Raw genomic sequence first — 18,299 nt, forward strand, 5'->3', positions numbered from 1 at the left:
ATCAGTCAATTCTTAAGCCGCCCAAATCATACGTTTTTAAACCGCCATAAACCGACAATTTTAAACCGCCCTTGACAGCTTTTTACTAACGATAAATCGGGGAAGTCTGGACGTGCAAGATGGTTTGTTGCTGATAAAGACGTTATTACTGCTCATCGTTCGTTAATAAATGAATATCAAGTTATTGTGTCTAGTGCTAATGCTGGTGGGCAAAAGAGAGATAATCAAATTCAGATGGTTGATAACCATTCAGCGTTTGGTCGTTCTCGCGTAGCCTTGAAGTCCTTTAAGGCAAAAGCTGAAGCACAAAACTTCTTGACGTTTGCAAAAAGTTACTTAATTAGATTCGCTTTTCTGTTAACAGATGAATCTTTAACATCCTTAGGCAAGGAAGTTCCTGATTTGTTAAATTATTCTGATAATAATGAATTTATTAATTATTCCAGATCTATAGATGATCAGTTGTATCAACTATTTGGCTTGAGTGCCAATCAAATTAAATACGTTGAAAAGGTTGTTAACAATCTTAGGTAATGAAAAAGTAAAGTAATTATAAAAAGGGAGACAGCCAACTTGATAAAAGAAAAAAATAGTATTTTTATTTCATACCCATGGGATTCGAAAGATGGTGAGAAATTTGCACTATGGTTATATACATTTTTAACTGAAAAATATGATGTAAGAGTATATTTTGATAAAGCCTCAACTTATCCAGGTACTAATCTAAATGAATTTATGACAACAGCTGCAAAATCCAAGTATGTCCTTTGTGTTTGTAATGATTATTACGTCGATAGAATGAATGTGCAATCTGGAGTTAAATTTGAAGTAGATGAGCTTAAGAAAAATAATGATGCTAATATAATTCCATTAGTTGAGAAGGATAAGATGCTACCACAACCTTTTGAGAATTTAAAGTATGTAAAAGTTGATATGAGTAATCCTACTAACCCCAAAAATATTGAACCATATTATGAGATACTTAACCGTATTTTCCCAGATAAAGCAAATCATATATATACAGAATATGATCATCAAGTAAGCAGAATAAGAGAAATCACAAAGATAAAACATAGTATTCCGTTTAATCCAAATTCTGAAGGTGAACTTTCGATAAACTTAAAAATCAACGATGGTAAGGCAGAAATAGGGAAAGATAAGCAAAAATTTATTTTACAATGGTCCGAATGTAGTCTCAATACAGTCTATGTTTATAGTGATTTTGTTGAGTCTTTTCTTTTTATCTCTAAGCAAAAGAATATTTTTGATTCAACTAGAATGCCTATTGATTTAGAAGAAAACTATTTTAGTTATAAAAGAGTTAATGACATTGGTGTTGGATATTGTTTTGCTTTTATTAACTCATTTAATTTTATTCTAGTTGGTCAAATCCTAAACATCAGTGGTGATAGTATTAAGTTTAAATATAAGGTATTACAAAAGTAGGCTTTCTAAATTTTATATAAAATACTAGGGGATTAAAATGCAGGAAGAATTAATTAAGTCAGACGATAGAGTCAAAAAACACGGTGAGGTCTTTACTCCCAAAAGAATTGTTGACTTGATGCTTGATCAGCCGGAAATCACAGCAAAAATCAATGATTTACACGCTACCTTTTTGGAACCATCCGCCGGTGAAGGAGCATTCTTAACTGAGCTATTGTTACGAAAGATGCAAGTAGCGCTGAAACTGAGTAATAATGCTAAAGAGTACGGAGTTAACTGTTTAATTGCCTTATCTTCACTATATGGGATTGAATTGCTGGAAGATAATGTGGAAGCCCTAGTTATGAACATGAATGATACCTTTCGTGATGAGTATCGTAACCAGGTTAGTCAGCACTTTAATAGCGAGCCTGACCAAAGAATTTTAAAGAGTGCCAAGGTGATTATTCGCGCTAATATGGCACAAGGGGACGCGCTCAAGCGAGTGACTAGTGATGGAGAACCGATTATCTTTAGCGAATGGCAGGATCTTGGAAGCAGTAAGGTCCAAAGGACAGAGTATACTTTTGATGACATTATTGAGGGCCGCGGTTCAACAGGTAGTGTTAAAGGTGCAACTGAGCAACTAGACCTCTTTGCGTTAAATGACGTCTCTGATAATAATGAAAGTGTTAGTTATCAAAAATGCTCTTGGGCCAATATATATTTGGAAAAGATAACTTCTTAAGATTGGGATAGATTACAAAACAGGCCGGATGTCACAATAAGTGACAGTCCGGCTATTTTAGTAGTAAGGGATGAATAGTCGTCTGTATTGATAAATTAAACAACAGGTCGAGCACGAAAAAAGGCACCGCCGAAGCGATGCCTTTTAATTAAGCGGGTAACGAGAATCGAACTCGCGACTTAACCTTGGGAAGGTTATGTTTTACCACTGAACTATACCCGCATGGGTGAATAACTCAACTCAATAATAATAGCATATTCAGTGGTATTTGACCATAGTTTTTTACAAATTATTAGTCCAAGGTCACTTCGCCAGCCACGTCAGTTGCGAAAAATTCCTTCACTTGGCCGAGGTCCATCCCTTGGCCTAAAGCCCACATCAACTTGGTGATTGCGCTTTCTGAAGTCATATCGTGAGCACTAATGGCACCTTCTAAAAGCGCTTGCCGGCCAACTTCGTACTTGGTGAGGTCACTTCGTTCGTACAAGCATTGGCTCGCGGCCACTACAGGGATATTTTGCCGACTTAATTGGCCAATTACTGCCGCCACGTTTCGCCGAATAAAGGTCATGCCACCAAGACCATATCCTTCAATCACGAAGCCGTGACAACCGCTTTTGGCCATGGCCAGCATAATCTGCGGATCAAAGCCAGGGAAGAGTTTGATTAAAGAAACGTTGAGATCTAGCTTGGTATTAAGCTGACAAGGCTTGGTGTCACTTTTGCGGCGGGTCCGAATGTTAAACCCATCCGAAGTAACTTCCGCAACCGGTGGGAAATTGACACTTTCAAAGGCGTCAAAGTCAGTGGTCCGGACCTTAACTGCTCGGCAACCCCGCATGACTTTTCCGTTAAAAGCTAAGTAAATCCCGGGTTGGAGTTTGGCAGCGGCAGTAAAGGCGAGGGTTAAGTTTCGCGGCGCATCACTTAAAAGGACACTCATTGGTACCTGACTCCCGGTTAAGACGATGGGAATTTCGATGTTTTGTAACATGAAGGTCAACATGGCTGCCGTGTAGGCCATCGTATCGGTCCCGTGCGAGATTACAATACCATCGTAATCTTGGCGGTATTGATAAATATCTTCTGCCATCAAGCGCCATTCCTCCGGCTGGATGTTGGAGGAGTCTAAGGATAAGATGTCCTTAACGTCAATTTCATAGGGAAGATTGTGGAGCGTTTGGACCAAGTCTTCACCAGATTCACCAGGGGTTAAGCCTGTATTAGAAGTAACCGAGGCGATTGTGCCCCCGGTGGACAATAAGAGGAGTTTTTTTGTGGCCATGCTTTCACCTGCTTTTTAATTTTGTCTTCATTATACGAGCCCGCCGGTGAAGGTCAAGCAAGGGGGATACACGTCACGAAAAAAATAGCGAAAGGCCTTGACGAAGCGAGTAAATCTGAGTAGAATAATGACAATTAAATTAGAAAACGCTGAGAAAAGATGAGTAAGTTTGAAAGCCGATTAAGCGAGCTGGAGATGGTGTAAGCCAGCGAGGTGGCAGAACCGAAGATGGTCTTGGAGCAAAACGGTAAATGAACTTTAATTTATCGCGGTTGGCACTCGATATCGTGGTCCAAGTATGGTAGTACTTGATAAGGGTTTAGTTGTGAGATTAAACCAAAGTTGGGTGGTAACACGCGCCAAGCGTCCCAGAAAACCAGAGCTGGTTTTCTGGGATTTTTTAATTTTCAGCAGCAATTAGGGGGTATTAAAAATGAAAAGACGGAAACAAACTAAGTGGTGGTGGCTTTTAGCGCTTGTGATCGTGGTTGTAATTGGTGCTGGCCTAAATTGGGTGGCAAAAGGGGGAAGCCAAAGCAAACAAACTATCACGGTCGGTTCCTTAGGGGCGGATGTGAAGGTTTGGCAACATATCGCGAATAGTTCAGCTGCTAAGCAAGCTGGTTTAAAGATTAAGGTGAAGTCCTTTACTGATCCGGTACAATTAAACCGGGGGACTGCGGATGGTGAAGTTGACGTCAATGCTTTCCAATCTTGGGCTTATCTGCAAAACTTTAACAAGGATAGTAAGCAAAAGCTGGTTGCCTTAGGGACGACCTACCTGGAACCAATGGGGATTTACTCTAAGAAGTACAAGAGCGTCAAGGATCTACCCGAAGGAGCGACCATTGCGATCGCCAACAACCCGGCAAATACGGCCCGGGGGTTAAAGCTCTTACAAAGTGCGGGGTTAATTACCTTAAAGAAGAGCTTTACGGCGACGAGTGGGACCAACAAAATTGCTTCCAATCCGCACCATTTTACCTTTAAGGAAATCGATGACACCACTGGTCCCCGAGTCATTGACTCCGTTGATGCCGTTTTGATCGGGAATACGATTGCCTTGGAGGGGCACCTAAACGTATTGAAGGATTCTATTTACCACGAAAAGGTTGATCAAAGCACCAAGGATAATGTTAACGTCCTCGCCACAGCTAAGAAGAACGCCAATAAAGCTGCTTATAAGAAGTTGGTTAAACTTTACCACTCCAAGGATACGCAAGACTATATTGCTAAACAGTTCAAGGGGACCAAGGTTGAAGTTAACAAGCCAATTTCATATTTAGAAAAGTAGTAGTCGAATGGTAGTTACTCATTGATTCCCCCTGCTTGACCTGGCATGGGTTAACGGCCAATGAGTTGTAACAATCAAGCCGCCGTCTCGTCTTAAGTAACATACTATATAATCCAGATTTCCTGGGCCTTACGCACCAGATAAGGACTCAGCTTTGAATTCCATTTCATTTGCTGACTAACTTTATCACCGCGTAATCCCCGGGAAATTTTGGTTTTGTGAACAATCGTTCAAAAAATGTCAATTTAAGGTCGAAAGAGACTGTGAAATTTTTCCAAAACAACCTCAGGGAATTACCTAAATTTTGGTCAAAATGGTTCTAAACCGGTTTGAAATTATTACTACCTCATAAATAAAATCGCTTTAAATTAATAATTGATAATGGTCAAATAAAAAATATTTATAGTTCCATAAATATTCCAAATTTAAATAAACGCCTTGCAAATTGATTCACAATATAGGAAAATGAGGGGGATGAATTAGACGTGTGATCGGAAAGGAAGTAACGACATGAAAAAGTACATTGCGATTCCTGGTACTAACCGGGCCGGGTCTACCAACCGGCGGCTTTTACAATTTATTAAAGAGCATTTTAAGGACCAAGCTGACATTGAATTAATGGAAATTGGGGGCTTACCAGTATTCTACAAAACTCCAGACCGCTCCTTGCCAGCCGAAGTACCTGCGATGGTCAAAAAGATCGAAGAAGCAGATGGGGTTTTGATCTCCACGCCCGAATATGACCACGGGGTACCAGCTGTCCTGATGAACGCCTTAAGTTGGTTATCATACGGGGTGCACCCCTTTGCGGATAAGCCAGTTATGATCACCGGGGCTTCTTACGGGATGCTCGGGACTTCCCGGGCCCAAGCCATGTTACGGCAAATGTTGGATGCTCCTGAATTGAGTGCTCGGATCATGCCAAGCTCCGAATACATGGTAGGTCACTCCCTCCAAGCCTTTGATGATGATGGTAACCTGAAGGAAGAAAACTTAGTTGATCGCCTAGATGGTTTATTCAATGACTTTGAAACTTTCGTTGATGTTAACAAAAACCTGGTTTACAACCGGGAACACGCAATGAACGATATCCGCAAGACGGATTTAAAGAACAAATAATAGGAGGACATACGGATGAAGTTAGTTGGGATTGTCGGCTCAATCGCTGAAGAATCATACAACCGGAAGTTAATGATGTTTATCGCTAATCGTTTTAACAACTTGGCTGACATCGAGATCTTAAGCCTAAAAGACGTGCCAATGTTTAGCGAAGACAATGACCAAACCAACAGTATGGCGGTTCAATACCTCAAGCACCGGATTGAAGGCGCTGATGGGGTTATTATGGTTACCCCAGAACACAACCACACCACGACGGCGGTTTTGAAGTCCACCATTGAATGGCTCTCATACAAGATCCACCCATTAAAGGACAAGCCAGTTTTGATTTTAGGGGCATCATACTTTACCCAAGGCTCATCCCGGGCCCAATTAGACTTACGAGAAATCTTGGAAGCCCCTGGGGTTAACGCCTTAGTAATGCCCGGAAACGAATTTCTTTTGGGAAACGTACGCGATGCTTTTGATGAAGATGACAACTTAAAGGATGGCCGGACGGTTAAGTTCTTAGGCGACATTTTGGGGCAATTTACGAAGTGGGTTTCCGTCTTGAAGGCTTTGAAGGGCCCTGAAGCCCCTGATGCTTGGAAAAACGAAGACTTGACGGCTTCTGGGAAGACCGATACCACTATCGAAGGGGTCGACATGGACGATCCAAAGTGGGTTGAAAAGGCTAGTGAAATTAAGCATGCTGCTTCCGGTAAGGACTACGTGAAGTTAGACTCTGGGGTTTTGACCGTTGACCAAATCAACTGGTTATTGAAGTCTATCCCAGCTGAATTAACTTACGTGGATGATAACAACCAATTTATCTACTATAACCACAAGAACCCTGACACGAAGATGTTCGCTAAGCGGCGTCCCGACCAAACCGGGAATCCATTGAGTATGGTCCACCCCGATGTGCGGAATGTCTTTGACCACGTTAAGCAAGTGGTTCACACCTTACGGACGGGAAAGACGGACATGTTCCAATTAGCCGAACCAGTTGACCGGAAGAACATTAAGTGGGTAGTTAACAACTACCAAGCCATCCGCGATGAAGATGGTAATTACCGCGGAATTAACGAAATTGTCTTAGACTTCTGGCCAATTGTGCAAAAGTACCTCGAAATGACGGGGCAAAAGTTGGTTGACGATCCAAACAACAAGGTTGATACGGGAGCTTCGGCTTCTGTTAAGGAAGATGATCAGCCAGCCAAAGCCGCACCGGCCCAACCAGCCGCTGATACAGGGGCTTCGGCTTCCGTTAGTGATGATGCTTCAGCCAGCCAGCCAGCTCCTACCCAGACACCAACCCAACCGGCTACGCCAACGGCTGACACAGGTGCTTCTGCCTCGGTTGAAGCTGACGATGCGCCAATGCCAGAAGTTGATACCACGGCAAGTGTTAGCGTGAGTGATAAGTAAGTTTCTAATTTAAAGACTAGCACTCCAAACCAACCGTGCGTTGTTATACCGGTATCGTAGTGAGAAGCAATCGGCGAATAGTAGTTGCGTTCACTCGTACCAACTTAATGCGTCCAAATTATCGATAAAGTTAGGCGAGGTTGGGAAAAAAGCTCCTTGACGGCCTGGTTGGGATAAGAAGGACAAAGGTTGATTCATTAGAATCAGCCTTTCGTTCGCACTTATCCGCTAAGGCCGTGCTTTGGAGCGAACCAGCCAACTGGTTTGGCGTTTGTGAGCCCATGCAAGGCTGAATCGGTTGGTGCGACCGTCAGGGAAGCAACTGCCATTCAGCTACTGCTTTGACCTTAGTTACTGAGTAACATTCGGAGATGCAAGAAAGGCCGGGAAGAAACGCGCGTTTCTTCCCGGCCTCCTTTTTTTTTACTGAACCACCAAGGAGCTTTTTAGTTGACAAGACAACCAAAATCCGGGTCGCTAAACTCAGTGGTTCATTAATCTCCTCTTATCTTTTTATCGTTTTTTAATTAAAATGGTTGACAAATGAGAAAATTCTAATTATGATAGTGACAATCAAATTGGTTAAACAGTGATCGACACAGCGAGAGAACGAGTAACGTTACTTGGACTGAAAAGAGAAGCTCGGGTTGGTGAAACGGGTTAAGACCAGTATCGTGAAGATCAGTCTTGAGTGCCCGGGTTCCACCCCTTATCGTGGGAATGAGAATTGGAAATTTCCAATTAAATCAAGGTGGTATCACGGCTTCGTCGTCCTTACAAACAACTCGTTTGTGGGGACTTTTTTTAACCATTTTGAAAAATACATAATTAGGGTAATTCAGAAAGGATGATTATAATGGCAAAAGCAAAAGCATCTGAATTGGATTGGAACAAATTAGGGTTTGGTTATCGTGACTTACCTTATCGTTGGCAAGATGAATACGTTGACGGTCATTGGCTTGGGGGTGGCTTAACTGCTGATTCTAACATGGTCTTAAACGAAGCGGCGCAAGTACTTCACTACGGCCAAGAAGTCTTTGAAGGTTTAAAGGCTTATCGAACCAAGGAAGGAAAGGTACAACTTTTCCGGCCAAGTGACAATGCCAAGCGGTTAAACAACTCCGCTGATCGTCTTTTAATGCCGCACTACCCCGAAGAAAAGTTCTTAGAAGCCGTTAAGGCCGTCGTCAAGGCTAATGAAGAATTTGTTCCTCCTTATGGGACTGGTGGTACTTTATATTTGCGGCCGTTTATGGTTGGGACGCAACCACTCGTTGGGGTGACGCCGGCAGAAAACTTTGTCTTCCGAGTTTACGCTACTCCAGTTGGTGCTTACGTTAAGGGCTTGACCCCAATGCCATACGTCCTTTCTAAATACGACCGGGCGGCTCCAGCCGGGACTGGTCAAGCTAAGACCTCTGGTAACTACGCCGCAAGTCTTTTACCAGAAATGGAAGCCAAGAAGGCCGGTTACGCCGACGCCCTTTACTTGGATCCTAAGGAACACAAGTATGTCGATGAATTCTCTGGTGCCAACTTCTTTGGGGTTACCAAGGATGGTCAATTTGTTACCCCTAAGTCCAACTCCATCCTCCCTTCGATCACCAAGCGGTCGTTGCTTCAAGTGGCTGAAGATCTCGGCTTGAACCCCGTCGAAAAGCAATTAACCCTTGCTGACCTTGATAATTTGGCTGAAGCTGGCGCAATGGGGACGGCTGCGGTGATCTCCCCAGTTGGTTCCCTAACTGATCTTGATGGTAAGAAGCATGTCTTCTACTCTGAAACCGAAGTTGGTCCGGTTACCACCAAGCTTTACAACGCCTTGATGAACGTCCAACTTGGGGATGCTGAAGATACCCATGGTTGGGTCGTTCCAGTTGATTAAGCCCGCCGCAATCATTCGTCAAACTTCACAAAAACTCTCCGTTGCATAATTTCCTTCGATTGCGTAAATAATAAAACCGAGCTTAAAATCAAAATAACCCTCCATACCGCATCCTTCAACGTGGGGATGCGGTTTTCTAGTGGTAGAGTGGTAGAATATAAACAAAAACCAAAGCAGGTGACACTGGTGAAACAAGAATCACTCTTTACCCAACCGCTCCATACGCCGTTGGCAGACCGGGTCCGGCCCCGGAATTTAAGAGAGTTTGTCGGGCAAGAACACTTAGTGGGACCGGGAAAGATCTTGCGGGATTTAATTGACCGGGATCAACTCTCGTCAATGATTTTTTGGGGCCCACCAGGAGTGGGGAAGACGACCTTAGCTAAAATTATTGCCCAAAAAACCAAGGCCGAATTTGTGACTTACAGTGCGGTAACAAGCTCAATTAAGGACATTAAAGCCTTGATGAAGCAAGCCGAAGCTAACCGGGATTATGGCCAACGGACCGTGGTTTTTGTTGATGAATTTCACCGTTTTAATAAGGCCCAACAGGATGCCTTCTTACCATATGTCGAAAACGGGGCAATTATTTTAATTGGGGCAACGACGGAAAATCCGTCCTTTGAAATTAACGCCGCGCTCTTATCGCGGTGTCGGGTCTTTGTTTTAAAGGAATTGCAAGTCAAGGATATTCAAAAACTCCTTCACCAAGCCTTAGAGCGGGGGTTTACTTATCCGGTAGTAATTACTGATGAAATGGTGGATCAAATTGCTACTTTCGCCAACGGGGATGCCCGGGTGGCACTCAATACCTTAGAAATGGTGGTTGAAAATAGTGATCGCCAAGCCGATGGCAAAGTGGTGGTCGCGAGTGATCTCTTAGATCAACTCTTAGCCGGGAAAGCCATTCGTTATGATAAAAATGGGGAAGAACACTACAATTTAATTTCTGCCTTACACAAAGCGATGCGGAACTCGGATGCCGACGCGGCGGTTTATTGGCTTAACCGGATGTTAGCGGGTGGGGAAGATCCCCTCTATATCGCCCGGCGGCTAGTGCGGTTTGCTAGTGAAGACATTGGCTTAGCCGATCCAAATGCCCTCAATTTAGCAATCAATGTCTATCAAGCTTGCCAATTTATTGGAATGCCGGAATGTAATGTCCATTTAACTGAAGCCGCGATTTATCTTAGTTTGGCGCCAAAGTCCAATGCCGTTTACCGGGCAGTGATGGATGTGCAAGCTGATATCAAAAAGACCCAGAACTTACCGGTCCCCCTCCAAATCCGCAATGCGCCAACTAAGTTAATGAAGGATTTGCATTACGGGAAGGGCTACCAATATGCCCACGATACCAAGGATAAAATTACCAGTATGCAAACGATGCCGGATCAATTAGTTGGGCATCATTATTACAAGCCGACGACCCAGGGGATGGAAGCCCAAGTTAAACAACGTTTTGAAGCAATCAAACGGTGGCATCAGCAACATGATCCCCACTAAGGGCTTGTTTTAAGGCAAAAAAATCGGTAAAGTAGAGCTAGAATTTGAGCTGTGGCGGAGTTAATCGCTGGGGCTCTTTTTATTTATATTTATTGAGAGGTGTAAGATGAACGAGAAAAAGATGCAACTAAGCGACTATATGGCTTTGCTGTCAGTTGCCTTATTAACTTTTATTGGGATCATGGCGGAAACCGCCTTGAATGTCACTTTCCCGGAATTAGCCCGGGTTTTCAAAATTGCTCTTGATACCACGCAATGGCTAACAGCGGGCTACCTCTTAATGGTTACGATCATGATGGGGACAACCGCTTACTTATTAAAACGCTTTTCCACAAAGCACTTACAACTAGCAGCGGTGGTGGCTTTTATTATTGGGGATATTGGTTCGGCAATGGCACCAAATTTTACAATTTTAATGCTAAGTCGGCTCCTCCAAGCCGTTGCGACGGGGATTGCGACGCCAACCCTCTTTCATTTGGTCTTTACCCAGGTGCCCCGGGAAAAACTGGGGATGATGACCGGAATGGCCGGGATGATTATTTCCTTTGCCCCGGCGCTGGGACCGACTTACGGTGGCTGGGTCTCAACGGCTATGAGCTGGCGGGCCTTGTTCTGGTTGTTATTACCGATCGCGGCAATTAGTTTATTGCTTGGTCAACATTACATTCCCGCTGGAGCAGGCACTAAGCAGGTTAGCTTTAACTTACCAAGTTTTGTTGCCTTAGCGTTAGCGATGTTTACTTGGATTTATGCCTTTTCATTGATTGGCAATGTTGGGATTACGCCAAAGTTTTATCTCCTAATGGGCCTCGCTTTAGTCCTCTTTGGGATTTTTGGTTGGTTAAATTTCCGCGGTGCGACTACCTTGATGGACTTACGCATCTTTAAGCATTATGAAATTAGTTTAAATGGGGTAACCTACTTTTCCCTGCAATTTATTAACATTGGGCTTTCAACGGTGATTCCGGTCTATGCCCAATATACTTTACACGCTAGTCCGTTAGTGGCGGGATTAATTTTACTTCCCGGGACGATTTTGGGCGCGGTGATGTCACCAATTTCCGGAGCCTTAGCCGACCGGGTAGGGTTTGCAATGCCAGTGCTTACGGGGAGTTGTTTACTGGTACTCGGAACGGCCAGTTTTCTCTTTTTCCAAGCCAAGTTAACGCCAGTCTGGATTGCCGTTTTCTTTATGCTTTTGCGGGCCGGTTTTAATATGACCTTTGCTAATACAATTTCAAATTCATCGACTAAGGTGCCAGTTCAAAGTGCCGCCGATGTCAGTTCAATTTTTAATGTCTTACAACAATTTGCCGGAGCAACCGGGGTGGTCTTCTTGGCTTCCTTAATGGCGCAATTTGAAAACCACGGAACTGGAAGCATGGCGATGCGGACTTACATGGGTGGTCACGTTGACTTTGTGATGGGCTTTATCTTAGCCTTAGTTGTTTTGGGTGCGAACCTCGTGAATTACCATTTCCAATATCACTTAGGGAAAAAGAAAGAGGCTTAAGATGCAAATTATTATTTCACCAGCCCGGAAGATGACCATTGACGTTGATTCCTTACCATACCGGGATTTACCGCAGTTTTTACCCCAAGCTAAGGAAATCCTCGCCCAGTTAAAACAATTATCGATGGCGGAAATGAAGGCGGTTTGGCAATGTAGTGACCGCCTTGTCCGCATCAATTATGCTAAGTTGCAAGCATTTGACCTCGAGAAAAACTTAACCCCAGCCCTCTTAGCCTTTACTGGTTTGCAATATCAATCAATGGGAGCGGGGGTGCTGGATGATGCAGGTTGGGAGTATGTGCAAAAGCATCTCCGGATCTTGTCTGGTTTTTATGGGGTATTACGACCCTTAGATGGAATTGTTGACTACCGGTTGGGGATGGTGGATGATGCTAAAATTAATGGGACCCCGGATCTTTATCATTATTGGGGAGATCGTTTAGCCAAAAACCTGTATGCGGAAGGTAATTTGGTGTTGAATCTGGCCTCCCAAGAATATGCCAAAGCGATTCGTCCATATGTAACCGCAGATCAACAATTTGTGACCTGCGTTTTTGGTGAATTACAGCCAAACGGTAAGGTTAAGCAAAAGGCTACCCGGGCTAAGCAAGCTCGCGGGAGTATGGTAAGATACCTTGCGGAAAATCAAATTCAAACCTTGGAGGGGGTTAAAATATTTAACCTTGCCGGCTACCGGTATTTACCGGACTTATCCCAAGCGGATGAGTTGGTGTTTGTGAATAATTAATTACTTATTTTAGAGTCAAAGAGGGTGAGACCGGGAAACAACGTGTGTTTCTTTCCGGCCTCACCCTCTTTGAAAAGGGGCAGGAGGAGTTAAATTAGAAGTTGTAATCTTGATCAGTCATAGTCTCAGCTTCCCCCATTAAATATCCAGCTCCAACTTGACTAAAGAAGTCATGGTTAGCGGTTTCAGTAGAAATGCCGTTCATTACGATCGGGTTGATATCTTCAATGGCCGCATGGTCAAAAATTGCATCAAATCCCATATTATTCATGGCCTTATTAGCGTTATATTTAACAAATTGTTTTACGTCCGCGACAAAGGTTTCGCCTAAGGGAGCATATACTTGGTCCGTAAATTTAAATTCGTTATCCAGTAAATCAGCTAGGAGATTATCCATCCATTTTCTGAATGTTTGTTGTTGAGCAGAAGGTAGTTCTTGAAAAGCTTTTTGAAATTTATATCCTAAGTAGGTTCCATGGACCGATTCGTCCCGAATAACGAGCTTAATGATTTCTGATAGGTTAGCTAATTGGTTTTGTCCACGGTACCAAAGGGGCGTGAAGAAGTTAGAATAGTAGAGAATCCCTTCGAGAAATACACTAGCCACTTTCTTTTGGAGATTATTGCCGTTTTGATAAATTTCATTAATCCGCTTAACCTTGTATTGCATCCGCGGGTCATTATTCATCCATTGGTAAGTATCATCAATCGTTTGTTGATCATTAAGGGAGATCAAGATCGTACCATAACTTTTGGCGTGAATTGATTCCATCATCAAAAAGTCATTAATGACCCCAATTTCCTTGCGGGTTCGAGCATCCACCCGCATTACATTTACGCCTTCTTCAGATTGAAGGGTATCAAGAAGTGCCAAGCCGCCAACAACCTTATTAATAACGGCTTTTTCTTTTTCTGATAATTGGCGCCAATCGCCAAGATCGTGGGAAACGGGGACACGGGTATCGAGCCAAAATTGTGCCGTCGCTTTATCCCAAACATATTCATCGAATTCGTCTTCAATGATGTTCCAGTTGATGGTGTGATATGTCATAATTGTTATCCTCTCTAAAAATCATAATCATCGTTTTGCATTGCTTCAATTGCGTCGCTATCGGTAATGTCAGCGACAGGATCAACGGTGGCAACCTTTTGACGAATAAATTGTAATTCTTTAGCAAAATTAGACCTAGGGGCATTTAGATTATCCGCGGTTAAACCCATCATTTGATTAATCGTATTAACTTCATCCTGACAAACAGTTTGAAATTCTCCGTTGGTTGATGACGCTAAAAAACGTTGCTCTTGGGAAATCACGTGGTCTTCAAATTGATAGATCCAATCAGTAAGTTCTACCTGCTGAGGCATCGGGAGCTGACTGAAACTCTTACGAAATTTGTAGCTAAGATAAGCAATAAAGATGGCTTGACCAGTCATAATGTTTTTAACCATTTGTTGAATACCTGTTAAAGAGGGATATTGGTTAATAACAGCTAAACGTCCATTTGTTAAGATAGTTTCGCTAATTAGAAAGGCCGCTCGCCGTTTAAGGCGGTCATCGTCCGAGATTGCCTGTGTTAGTGCTGTAATCGATGCTTGAAGCCATTGATTATCATCTGCCCATTTGAAATAATTGGTTGCTGCGGTTTTCTCACCTAAGCCACGAAAAATGGTGGTTATCGCTTTAGAATGGACCGATTCCATGAAGGTAATCATGTTGATAACGGCCTCTTCTTGTTGCGTTAAATGACCATCGCGGAGACTAGGGACTCCTAATTCAGACTGAAAAGCAAAATTTAAAGAAAGGGCAGCTAATTGTTGGCCAATCGTCTTTTGATCAATTTGGGGCAGTTGATTCCAAGCGTTACGATCACCAAAAATGGGAACACGCGTATCAAGCCAAAAGTTATTGGTTAATTTAAGCCAGGTTTCTTGGTCGAAATTGTCTTCATTTTCGTCCCAGTTAATTGCGCGGTAGTATAAGTATGACATGGTTAATTTCTCCTTTAGATCATGCAGGCGCTACATTCATTCGCGGTTTTAATTTCATTATCTTCGGTAAAGGTACGAACATAATAGAGGGATTTAATGCCTTTTCGCCAGGCATAATTGCGTAAGTGGTTTAAGTCGCGAGTGGTCATTTTGGGTTGTTCAGGATGTTTCCATTCGTACATGCCAGTTGGGAGGGTTGAACGCATAAACAAGGTTAGGCTCATCCCTTGATCAATATGGCGTTGGGCTACGGCATAAGTATCAATGATCTTGCGTTGGTCAAGATCATAAGCTGGGGTGTAGTAGGGTAAAGTTTGGTTTGACAAAAATGGAGCCGGATAAAAAATTGAGCCAACTTGATTTTCTTGCCGTTGTTCAACCAGTTGGGTAATCGGCTGTAGGGAAGCACTGGTTTCGTTAATATAAGAAATTGAACCAGTTGGTGCTACGGCCAAGCGGTTGCGGTGGAAAAGGCCATCTTGCATGACACGTTGCTTAAGTTGTTGCCAATCGGCGATAGTTGGGAGGTTGATTTTGGCAAAGATTGCTTGGTTTTTAGGGAATTTTAATTGGAATTCGTGATGCAGGTATTGGTCAAAATAAGTGCCATCCGCATAGTGGGATTTTTTAAAGTTATGGAAACTAGTACCGCGTTCTTTGGCAATCTTCCAACTCGCTAATAAAGAGTAATAATTTAAAGCGATAAAATAAGCTTCGACAAATTCTAAGGCTGCCGGCGAACCATATTCAATTTGATTTACTGCTAAGGCTGTGTGGAGCCCCATTGCACCAAGACCAATCGTATGGTATAGCTGGTTGCCTTTCATAATGCTTGGTACCTCTTGAATGTTGGTAGTTTCAGTAACACTTGTTAAAGCCCTTACGGCTAGTTCAACGGAATGGCCAAAATTAGGCGACTTAATCATATTTAGCATGTTGGTTGAACCTAAATTACAAGAAATATCAGTACCGACAGTTTGATAAGATAGATCGGGCTTTAATTTTGAGGGAGTTTGCGGTTGCAGGATCTCGCTACATAAGTTGCTCATAATGACTTTGCCATCAACCGGATTGTGGCGATTAACCGTGTCGATATTTAAAATATAAGGATAACCAGATTCTTGTTGCAGACGAGAAATTTCTTGTTCCAATTCACGGGCATTGATCGTGGTTTGTTTAATATGTGGATTGTTGACCAAGTTGTCATATTCTTTAGTAATATCAATATATGAGAACGGTTGCCCGTAGTATTTTTCAACATCGTAAGGGCTAAAGAGATGCATCGGTTGGTTGGTTTTCAGTAATTCATAGTATTTGTCTGGAACGACAAGGCCTAGCGATAAGGTCTTTACCCGAATTTTTTCATCAGCATTTTCTTTCTTAGTTGCTAAAAAGGCCAAAATATCAGGATGGAAAACATTTAAATATACAACCCCGGCTCCTTTACGCTGGCCCAGTTGATTTGAATAGCTAAAGGTATCTTCTAGAATCTTCATTACCGGAATTACCCCTGAAGAAGCATTGGCAATCTTTTTGATGGGATCACCAGCCGCTCGTAAATTGGAAAGGTTCACGCCGACTCCGCCACCTAGTCTTGATAATTGGAGAGCTGAATTAACGGTACGGCCAATTGACAACATTGAATCCTGTGTGTCAATTAAAAAGCAAGATACCATTTGTCCCCGGCGAGCCTTACCAGCGTTTAAGAAAGTTGGCGTAGCTGGTTGGTAACGTTGAGTGATCATTTCAGTTGCTAAGTCTTCGGCGAGCTGTTCATCACCGCGACCTAAGTAGAGGGCATTCGCTAAAACTCGATCGTTAAAATCTTCCAGGAAAGTTTGGCCATCGTTAGTCTTTAAGGCATATTGATTGTAGAATTTATAAGCTCCCATAAAACTTCGAAAGCGAAAATTATGTGCACGCAATTTTTGATCAAGTTGCTGAATGAATTGACGGGAGTACTGCGAAAAAACTTGACCATCTAAGTAATCGTGGTCCACAAGCCAATCGATCCGTTGATCAATTGAAGTAAAGGTTTTAGTACGGGGAATAATTTCTTCAGTAAAATAAGCTTTTACAGCTTCTTGATCATATTGAACGGGAATTTGATCGTCTTGCGGAATGTTAACTAGGTTGTTTAAAGTAAAAAAATCTTTTGTCATTATTCGGCCTCCGTACTTTTTTCTACGATTAAGTTGGCAATACGCTGAACGTCCTGTTCGCTCCCCCGTAATTCAAAATCCGTTAAGTAAGGGAACTTAAAGCGACGCGCATATTGTTTGGCGGTTAAGGCAAATTGGCGGTTAAAATTACGGTTACCGCTCCCAATAATGCCATAGCAACGATGATAATTATCAGCGTACCCCAGCCAATGACTCAAAATGGGCGAAAGAATTTCATGGCACCCATTCTGTCGTCCATTACCACCGTCCAAAAAGGCTGGTAAGATGGTGATAAAGGGATGCTCAAGCTTACGGAAATTAAAATTATCTTTTACGTTAAGTGAATGTACGATAATCCCTTGTTCTTTAAGGTGATTAGTTAGTCGTTGAACAAAATTATGGGTGTTGCCACTTAAACTTATATACAATATATAGACGTTTTTAGTCATTAGCAGCTCTCCTAACACAATATGTTGTGCCAAGAGTATATCAGAATTCTTGCCATCTTAAAAATTAGATTTCTCTAATATATCTTTTGATAACGAAACTAGAAAAAAGATAAAAAACTGTCAATAAAGGAAGTAGCTCAGCATTAAATTGATGGCAATCAACGCTAGCATTAGAAAAATCTAATATTTTTGAGTAACAGAATGATAAAGTACTTACAATTAACTATCTTAAGATTAATAAAAGAGAGTAAAAACAATTGATGATGGTTAAGAGCGAGCGTTTACCAGCTTGAACTAAAAATGGTTTAGAAAAAAAACGAACGATGCTGAATTAAAAAAATCGGATCGCGCCGTATTTTTTATGTCGTCAAAACTTGAAAGAAGCTAATGGCGTTGAAAATGTTATTAACAAGGTAGTGGGGCTAATGCTAATCCTTACAAGCTGGTATATTGGACTACTAGTAGACAGAGGTTGGGAAAAAAGCTCCTTGACGGCCTGGTTGGGATAAGAAGAGCGAAGGTTGATTCATTAGAATCGGCCTTTCGTTCGCACTTATCCGTTAAGGCCGTGCTTTTTGACCTTAGTTACTAAGTAACATTCGGAGATGACAAAGAGGCCGGAAAGAAACATTAGTTTCTTCCCGGCCTCCTTCCTACGATTAGTCAAGCGAAAAGTTATCGAAAATTAGCGTACACTAAACAAACCTGATCTAAATAAGAATTTAAAAATCAGGAAAAAGTGATATATTAAAGAAGAAGGTTAATCCTC

The 18,299-nt window shown here is 42.4% G+C and carries 15 protein-coding genes and 1 tRNA gene; 10 read left to right on the plus strand and 6 right to left on the minus strand.

What is annotated here, in order from left to right:
* The first annotated feature begins 186 nt into the window (after positions 1–186).
* From H5993_RS07590 to H5993_RS07600, 3 genes are read left to right on the plus strand one after another with little or no spacing between them, the layout of a single operon-like run.
* On the plus strand, positions 187–534 hold the full coding sequence (locus H5993_RS07590) for a hypothetical protein (RefSeq protein WP_239458045.1): 348 nt from the start codon (positions 187–189) through the stop codon (positions 532–534).
* A gap of 39 nt (positions 535–573) precedes the next feature.
* Positions 574–1,446, plus strand: a complete 873-nt coding sequence (locus H5993_RS07595; RefSeq protein WP_204776886.1) for a toll/interleukin-1 receptor domain-containing protein — start codon at positions 574–576, stop codon at positions 1,444–1,446.
* 37 nt (positions 1,447–1,483) lie between these two features.
* On the plus strand, positions 1,484–2,173 hold the full coding sequence (locus H5993_RS07600) for a DNA methyltransferase family protein (protein ID WP_204776887.1): 690 nt from the start codon (positions 1,484–1,486) through the stop codon (positions 2,171–2,173).
* Positions 2,174–2,324: 151 nt separating this feature from the next.
* Here the strand turns inward: H5993_RS07600 and H5993_RS07605 are convergent.
* Together H5993_RS07605 and H5993_RS07610 are read right to left on the minus strand one after the other, a co-directional pair.
* A tRNA-Gly gene (locus H5993_RS07605) sits at positions 2,325–2,395 on the minus strand.
* A gap of 70 nt (positions 2,396–2,465) precedes the next feature.
* Entirely contained in the window at positions 2,466–3,458 is a 993-nt protein-coding gene (locus tag H5993_RS07610; protein ID WP_204776888.1) for an asparaginase, read from the minus strand.
* A gap of 433 nt (positions 3,459–3,891) precedes the next feature.
* On the opposite strand from H5993_RS07610, the gene H5993_RS07615 reads away from it, so the two are divergent.
* From H5993_RS07615 to yaaA, 7 genes are all read left to right on the plus strand, one after another.
* Positions 3,892–4,752 carry a MetQ/NlpA family ABC transporter substrate-binding protein gene (locus H5993_RS07615; RefSeq protein WP_180870740.1) on the plus strand — a complete coding sequence of 287 codons (861 nt, stop codon included), beginning with the start codon at positions 3,892–3,894 and terminating at the stop codon, positions 4,750–4,752.
* A gap of 510 nt (positions 4,753–5,262) precedes the next feature.
* Positions 5,263–5,871, plus strand: a complete 609-nt coding sequence (locus H5993_RS07620; RefSeq protein WP_204776889.1) for an NADPH-dependent FMN reductase — start codon at positions 5,263–5,265, stop codon at positions 5,869–5,871.
* Between the two features lie 15 nt (positions 5,872–5,886).
* Entirely contained in the window at positions 5,887–7,281 is a 1,395-nt protein-coding gene (locus H5993_RS07625; RefSeq protein ID WP_204776890.1) for an NAD(P)H-dependent oxidoreductase, read from the plus strand.
* A gap of 856 nt (positions 7,282–8,137) precedes the next feature.
* Positions 8,138–9,166: a branched-chain amino acid aminotransferase gene (locus tag H5993_RS07630; protein WP_180870733.1), complete on the plus strand. Its 1,029-nt coding sequence runs from the start codon at positions 8,138–8,140 to the stop codon at positions 9,164–9,166.
* Positions 9,167–9,352: 186 nt separating this feature from the next.
* On the plus strand, positions 9,353–10,669 hold the full coding sequence (locus H5993_RS07635) for an AAA family ATPase (protein WP_204776891.1): 1,317 nt from the start codon (positions 9,353–9,355) through the stop codon (positions 10,667–10,669).
* Positions 10,670–10,775: 106 nt separating this feature from the next.
* Positions 10,776–12,182, plus strand: coding sequence for an MFS transporter (locus H5993_RS07640; protein WP_204776892.1), 1,407 nt, complete (start codon positions 10,776–10,778; stop codon positions 12,180–12,182).
* 1 nt (position 12,183) lies between these two features.
* A complete protein-coding gene (gene yaaA, locus H5993_RS07645) occupies positions 12,184–12,930 on the plus strand; it encodes a peroxide stress protein YaaA (protein ID WP_204776893.1) in 747 nt (248 codons plus the stop codon).
* Positions 12,931–13,024: 94 nt separating this feature from the next.
* Here yaaA and nrdF read toward each other — a convergent pair whose 3' ends face one another.
* The 4 genes from nrdF to H5993_RS07665 are packed head-to-tail and all read right to left on the minus strand — an operon-like array spanning position 13,025 to position 17,530.
* The gene (nrdF, locus tag H5993_RS07650) at positions 13,025–13,981 is read right to left on the minus strand and encodes a class 1b ribonucleoside-diphosphate reductase subunit beta (protein ID WP_204776894.1); all 957 of its coding nucleotides are present in this window, start codon (positions 13,979–13,981) and stop codon (positions 13,025–13,027) included.
* Positions 13,982–13,995: 14 nt separating this feature from the next.
* Positions 13,996–14,919, minus strand: a complete 924-nt coding sequence (locus H5993_RS07655) for a ribonucleotide-diphosphate reductase subunit beta (RefSeq protein ID WP_204776895.1) — start codon at positions 14,917–14,919, stop codon at positions 13,996–13,998.
* A 14-nt stretch (positions 14,920–14,933) separates the two neighbouring features.
* The gene (gene nrdE, locus H5993_RS07660; RefSeq protein WP_204776896.1) at positions 14,934–17,081 is read right to left on the minus strand and encodes a class 1b ribonucleoside-diphosphate reductase subunit alpha; all 2,148 of its coding nucleotides are present in this window, start codon (positions 17,079–17,081) and stop codon (positions 14,934–14,936) included.
* Positions 17,081–17,530, minus strand: coding sequence for a class Ib ribonucleoside-diphosphate reductase assembly flavoprotein NrdI (locus H5993_RS07665; RefSeq protein ID WP_180870721.1), 450 nt, complete (start codon positions 17,528–17,530; stop codon positions 17,081–17,083). The genes nrdE and H5993_RS07665 overlap by 1 nt, the downstream gene beginning before the upstream one ends.
* Between the last annotated feature and the right edge of the window lie 769 nt (positions 17,531–18,299).

The sequence above is a fragment of the Limosilactobacillus alvi genome, from assembly GCF_016900115.1.
In the GTDB taxonomy this organism is placed as follows: Bacteria; Bacillota; Bacilli; order Lactobacillales; family Lactobacillaceae; genus Limosilactobacillus; species Limosilactobacillus alvi.

Bases quoted from the DNA above. Each gene is read 5' to 3' on its own strand.
- H5993_RS07600 (WP_204776887.1), top strand. From the start codon at position 1,484: ATGCAGGAAGAATTAATTAAGTCAGACGATAGAGTCAAAAAACACGGT.
- H5993_RS07610 (WP_204776888.1), bottom strand. From the start codon at position 3,458: ATGGCCACAAAAAAACTCCTCTTATTGTCCACCGGGGGCACAATCGCC.
- H5993_RS07615 (WP_180870740.1), top strand. From the start codon at position 3,892: ATGAAAAGACGGAAACAAACTAAGTGGTGGTGGCTTTTAGCGCTTGTG.
- H5993_RS07620 (WP_204776889.1), top strand. From the start codon at position 5,263: ATGAAAAAGTACATTGCGATTCCTGGTACTAACCGGGCCGGGTCTACC.
- H5993_RS07625 (WP_204776890.1), top strand. From the start codon at position 5,887: ATGAAGTTAGTTGGGATTGTCGGCTCAATCGCTGAAGAATCATACAAC.
- H5993_RS07630 (WP_180870733.1), top strand. From the start codon at position 8,138: ATGGCAAAAGCAAAAGCATCTGAATTGGATTGGAACAAATTAGGGTTT.
- H5993_RS07640 (WP_204776892.1), top strand. From the start codon at position 10,776: ATGAACGAGAAAAAGATGCAACTAAGCGACTATATGGCTTTGCTGTCA.
- yaaA (WP_204776893.1), top strand. From the start codon at position 12,184: ATGCAAATTATTATTTCACCAGCCCGGAAGATGACCATTGACGTTGAT.
- nrdF (WP_204776894.1), bottom strand. From the start codon at position 13,981: ATGACATATCACACCATCAACTGGAACATCATTGAAGACGAATTCGAT.
- H5993_RS07655 (WP_204776895.1), bottom strand. From the start codon at position 14,919: ATGTCATACTTATACTACCGCGCAATTAACTGGGACGAAAATGAAGAC.
- nrdE (WP_204776896.1), bottom strand. From the start codon at position 17,081: ATGACAAAAGATTTTTTTACTTTAAACAACCTAGTTAACATTCCGCAA.
- H5993_RS07665 (WP_180870721.1), bottom strand. From the start codon at position 17,530: ATGACTAAAAACGTCTATATATTGTATATAAGTTTAAGTGGCAACACC.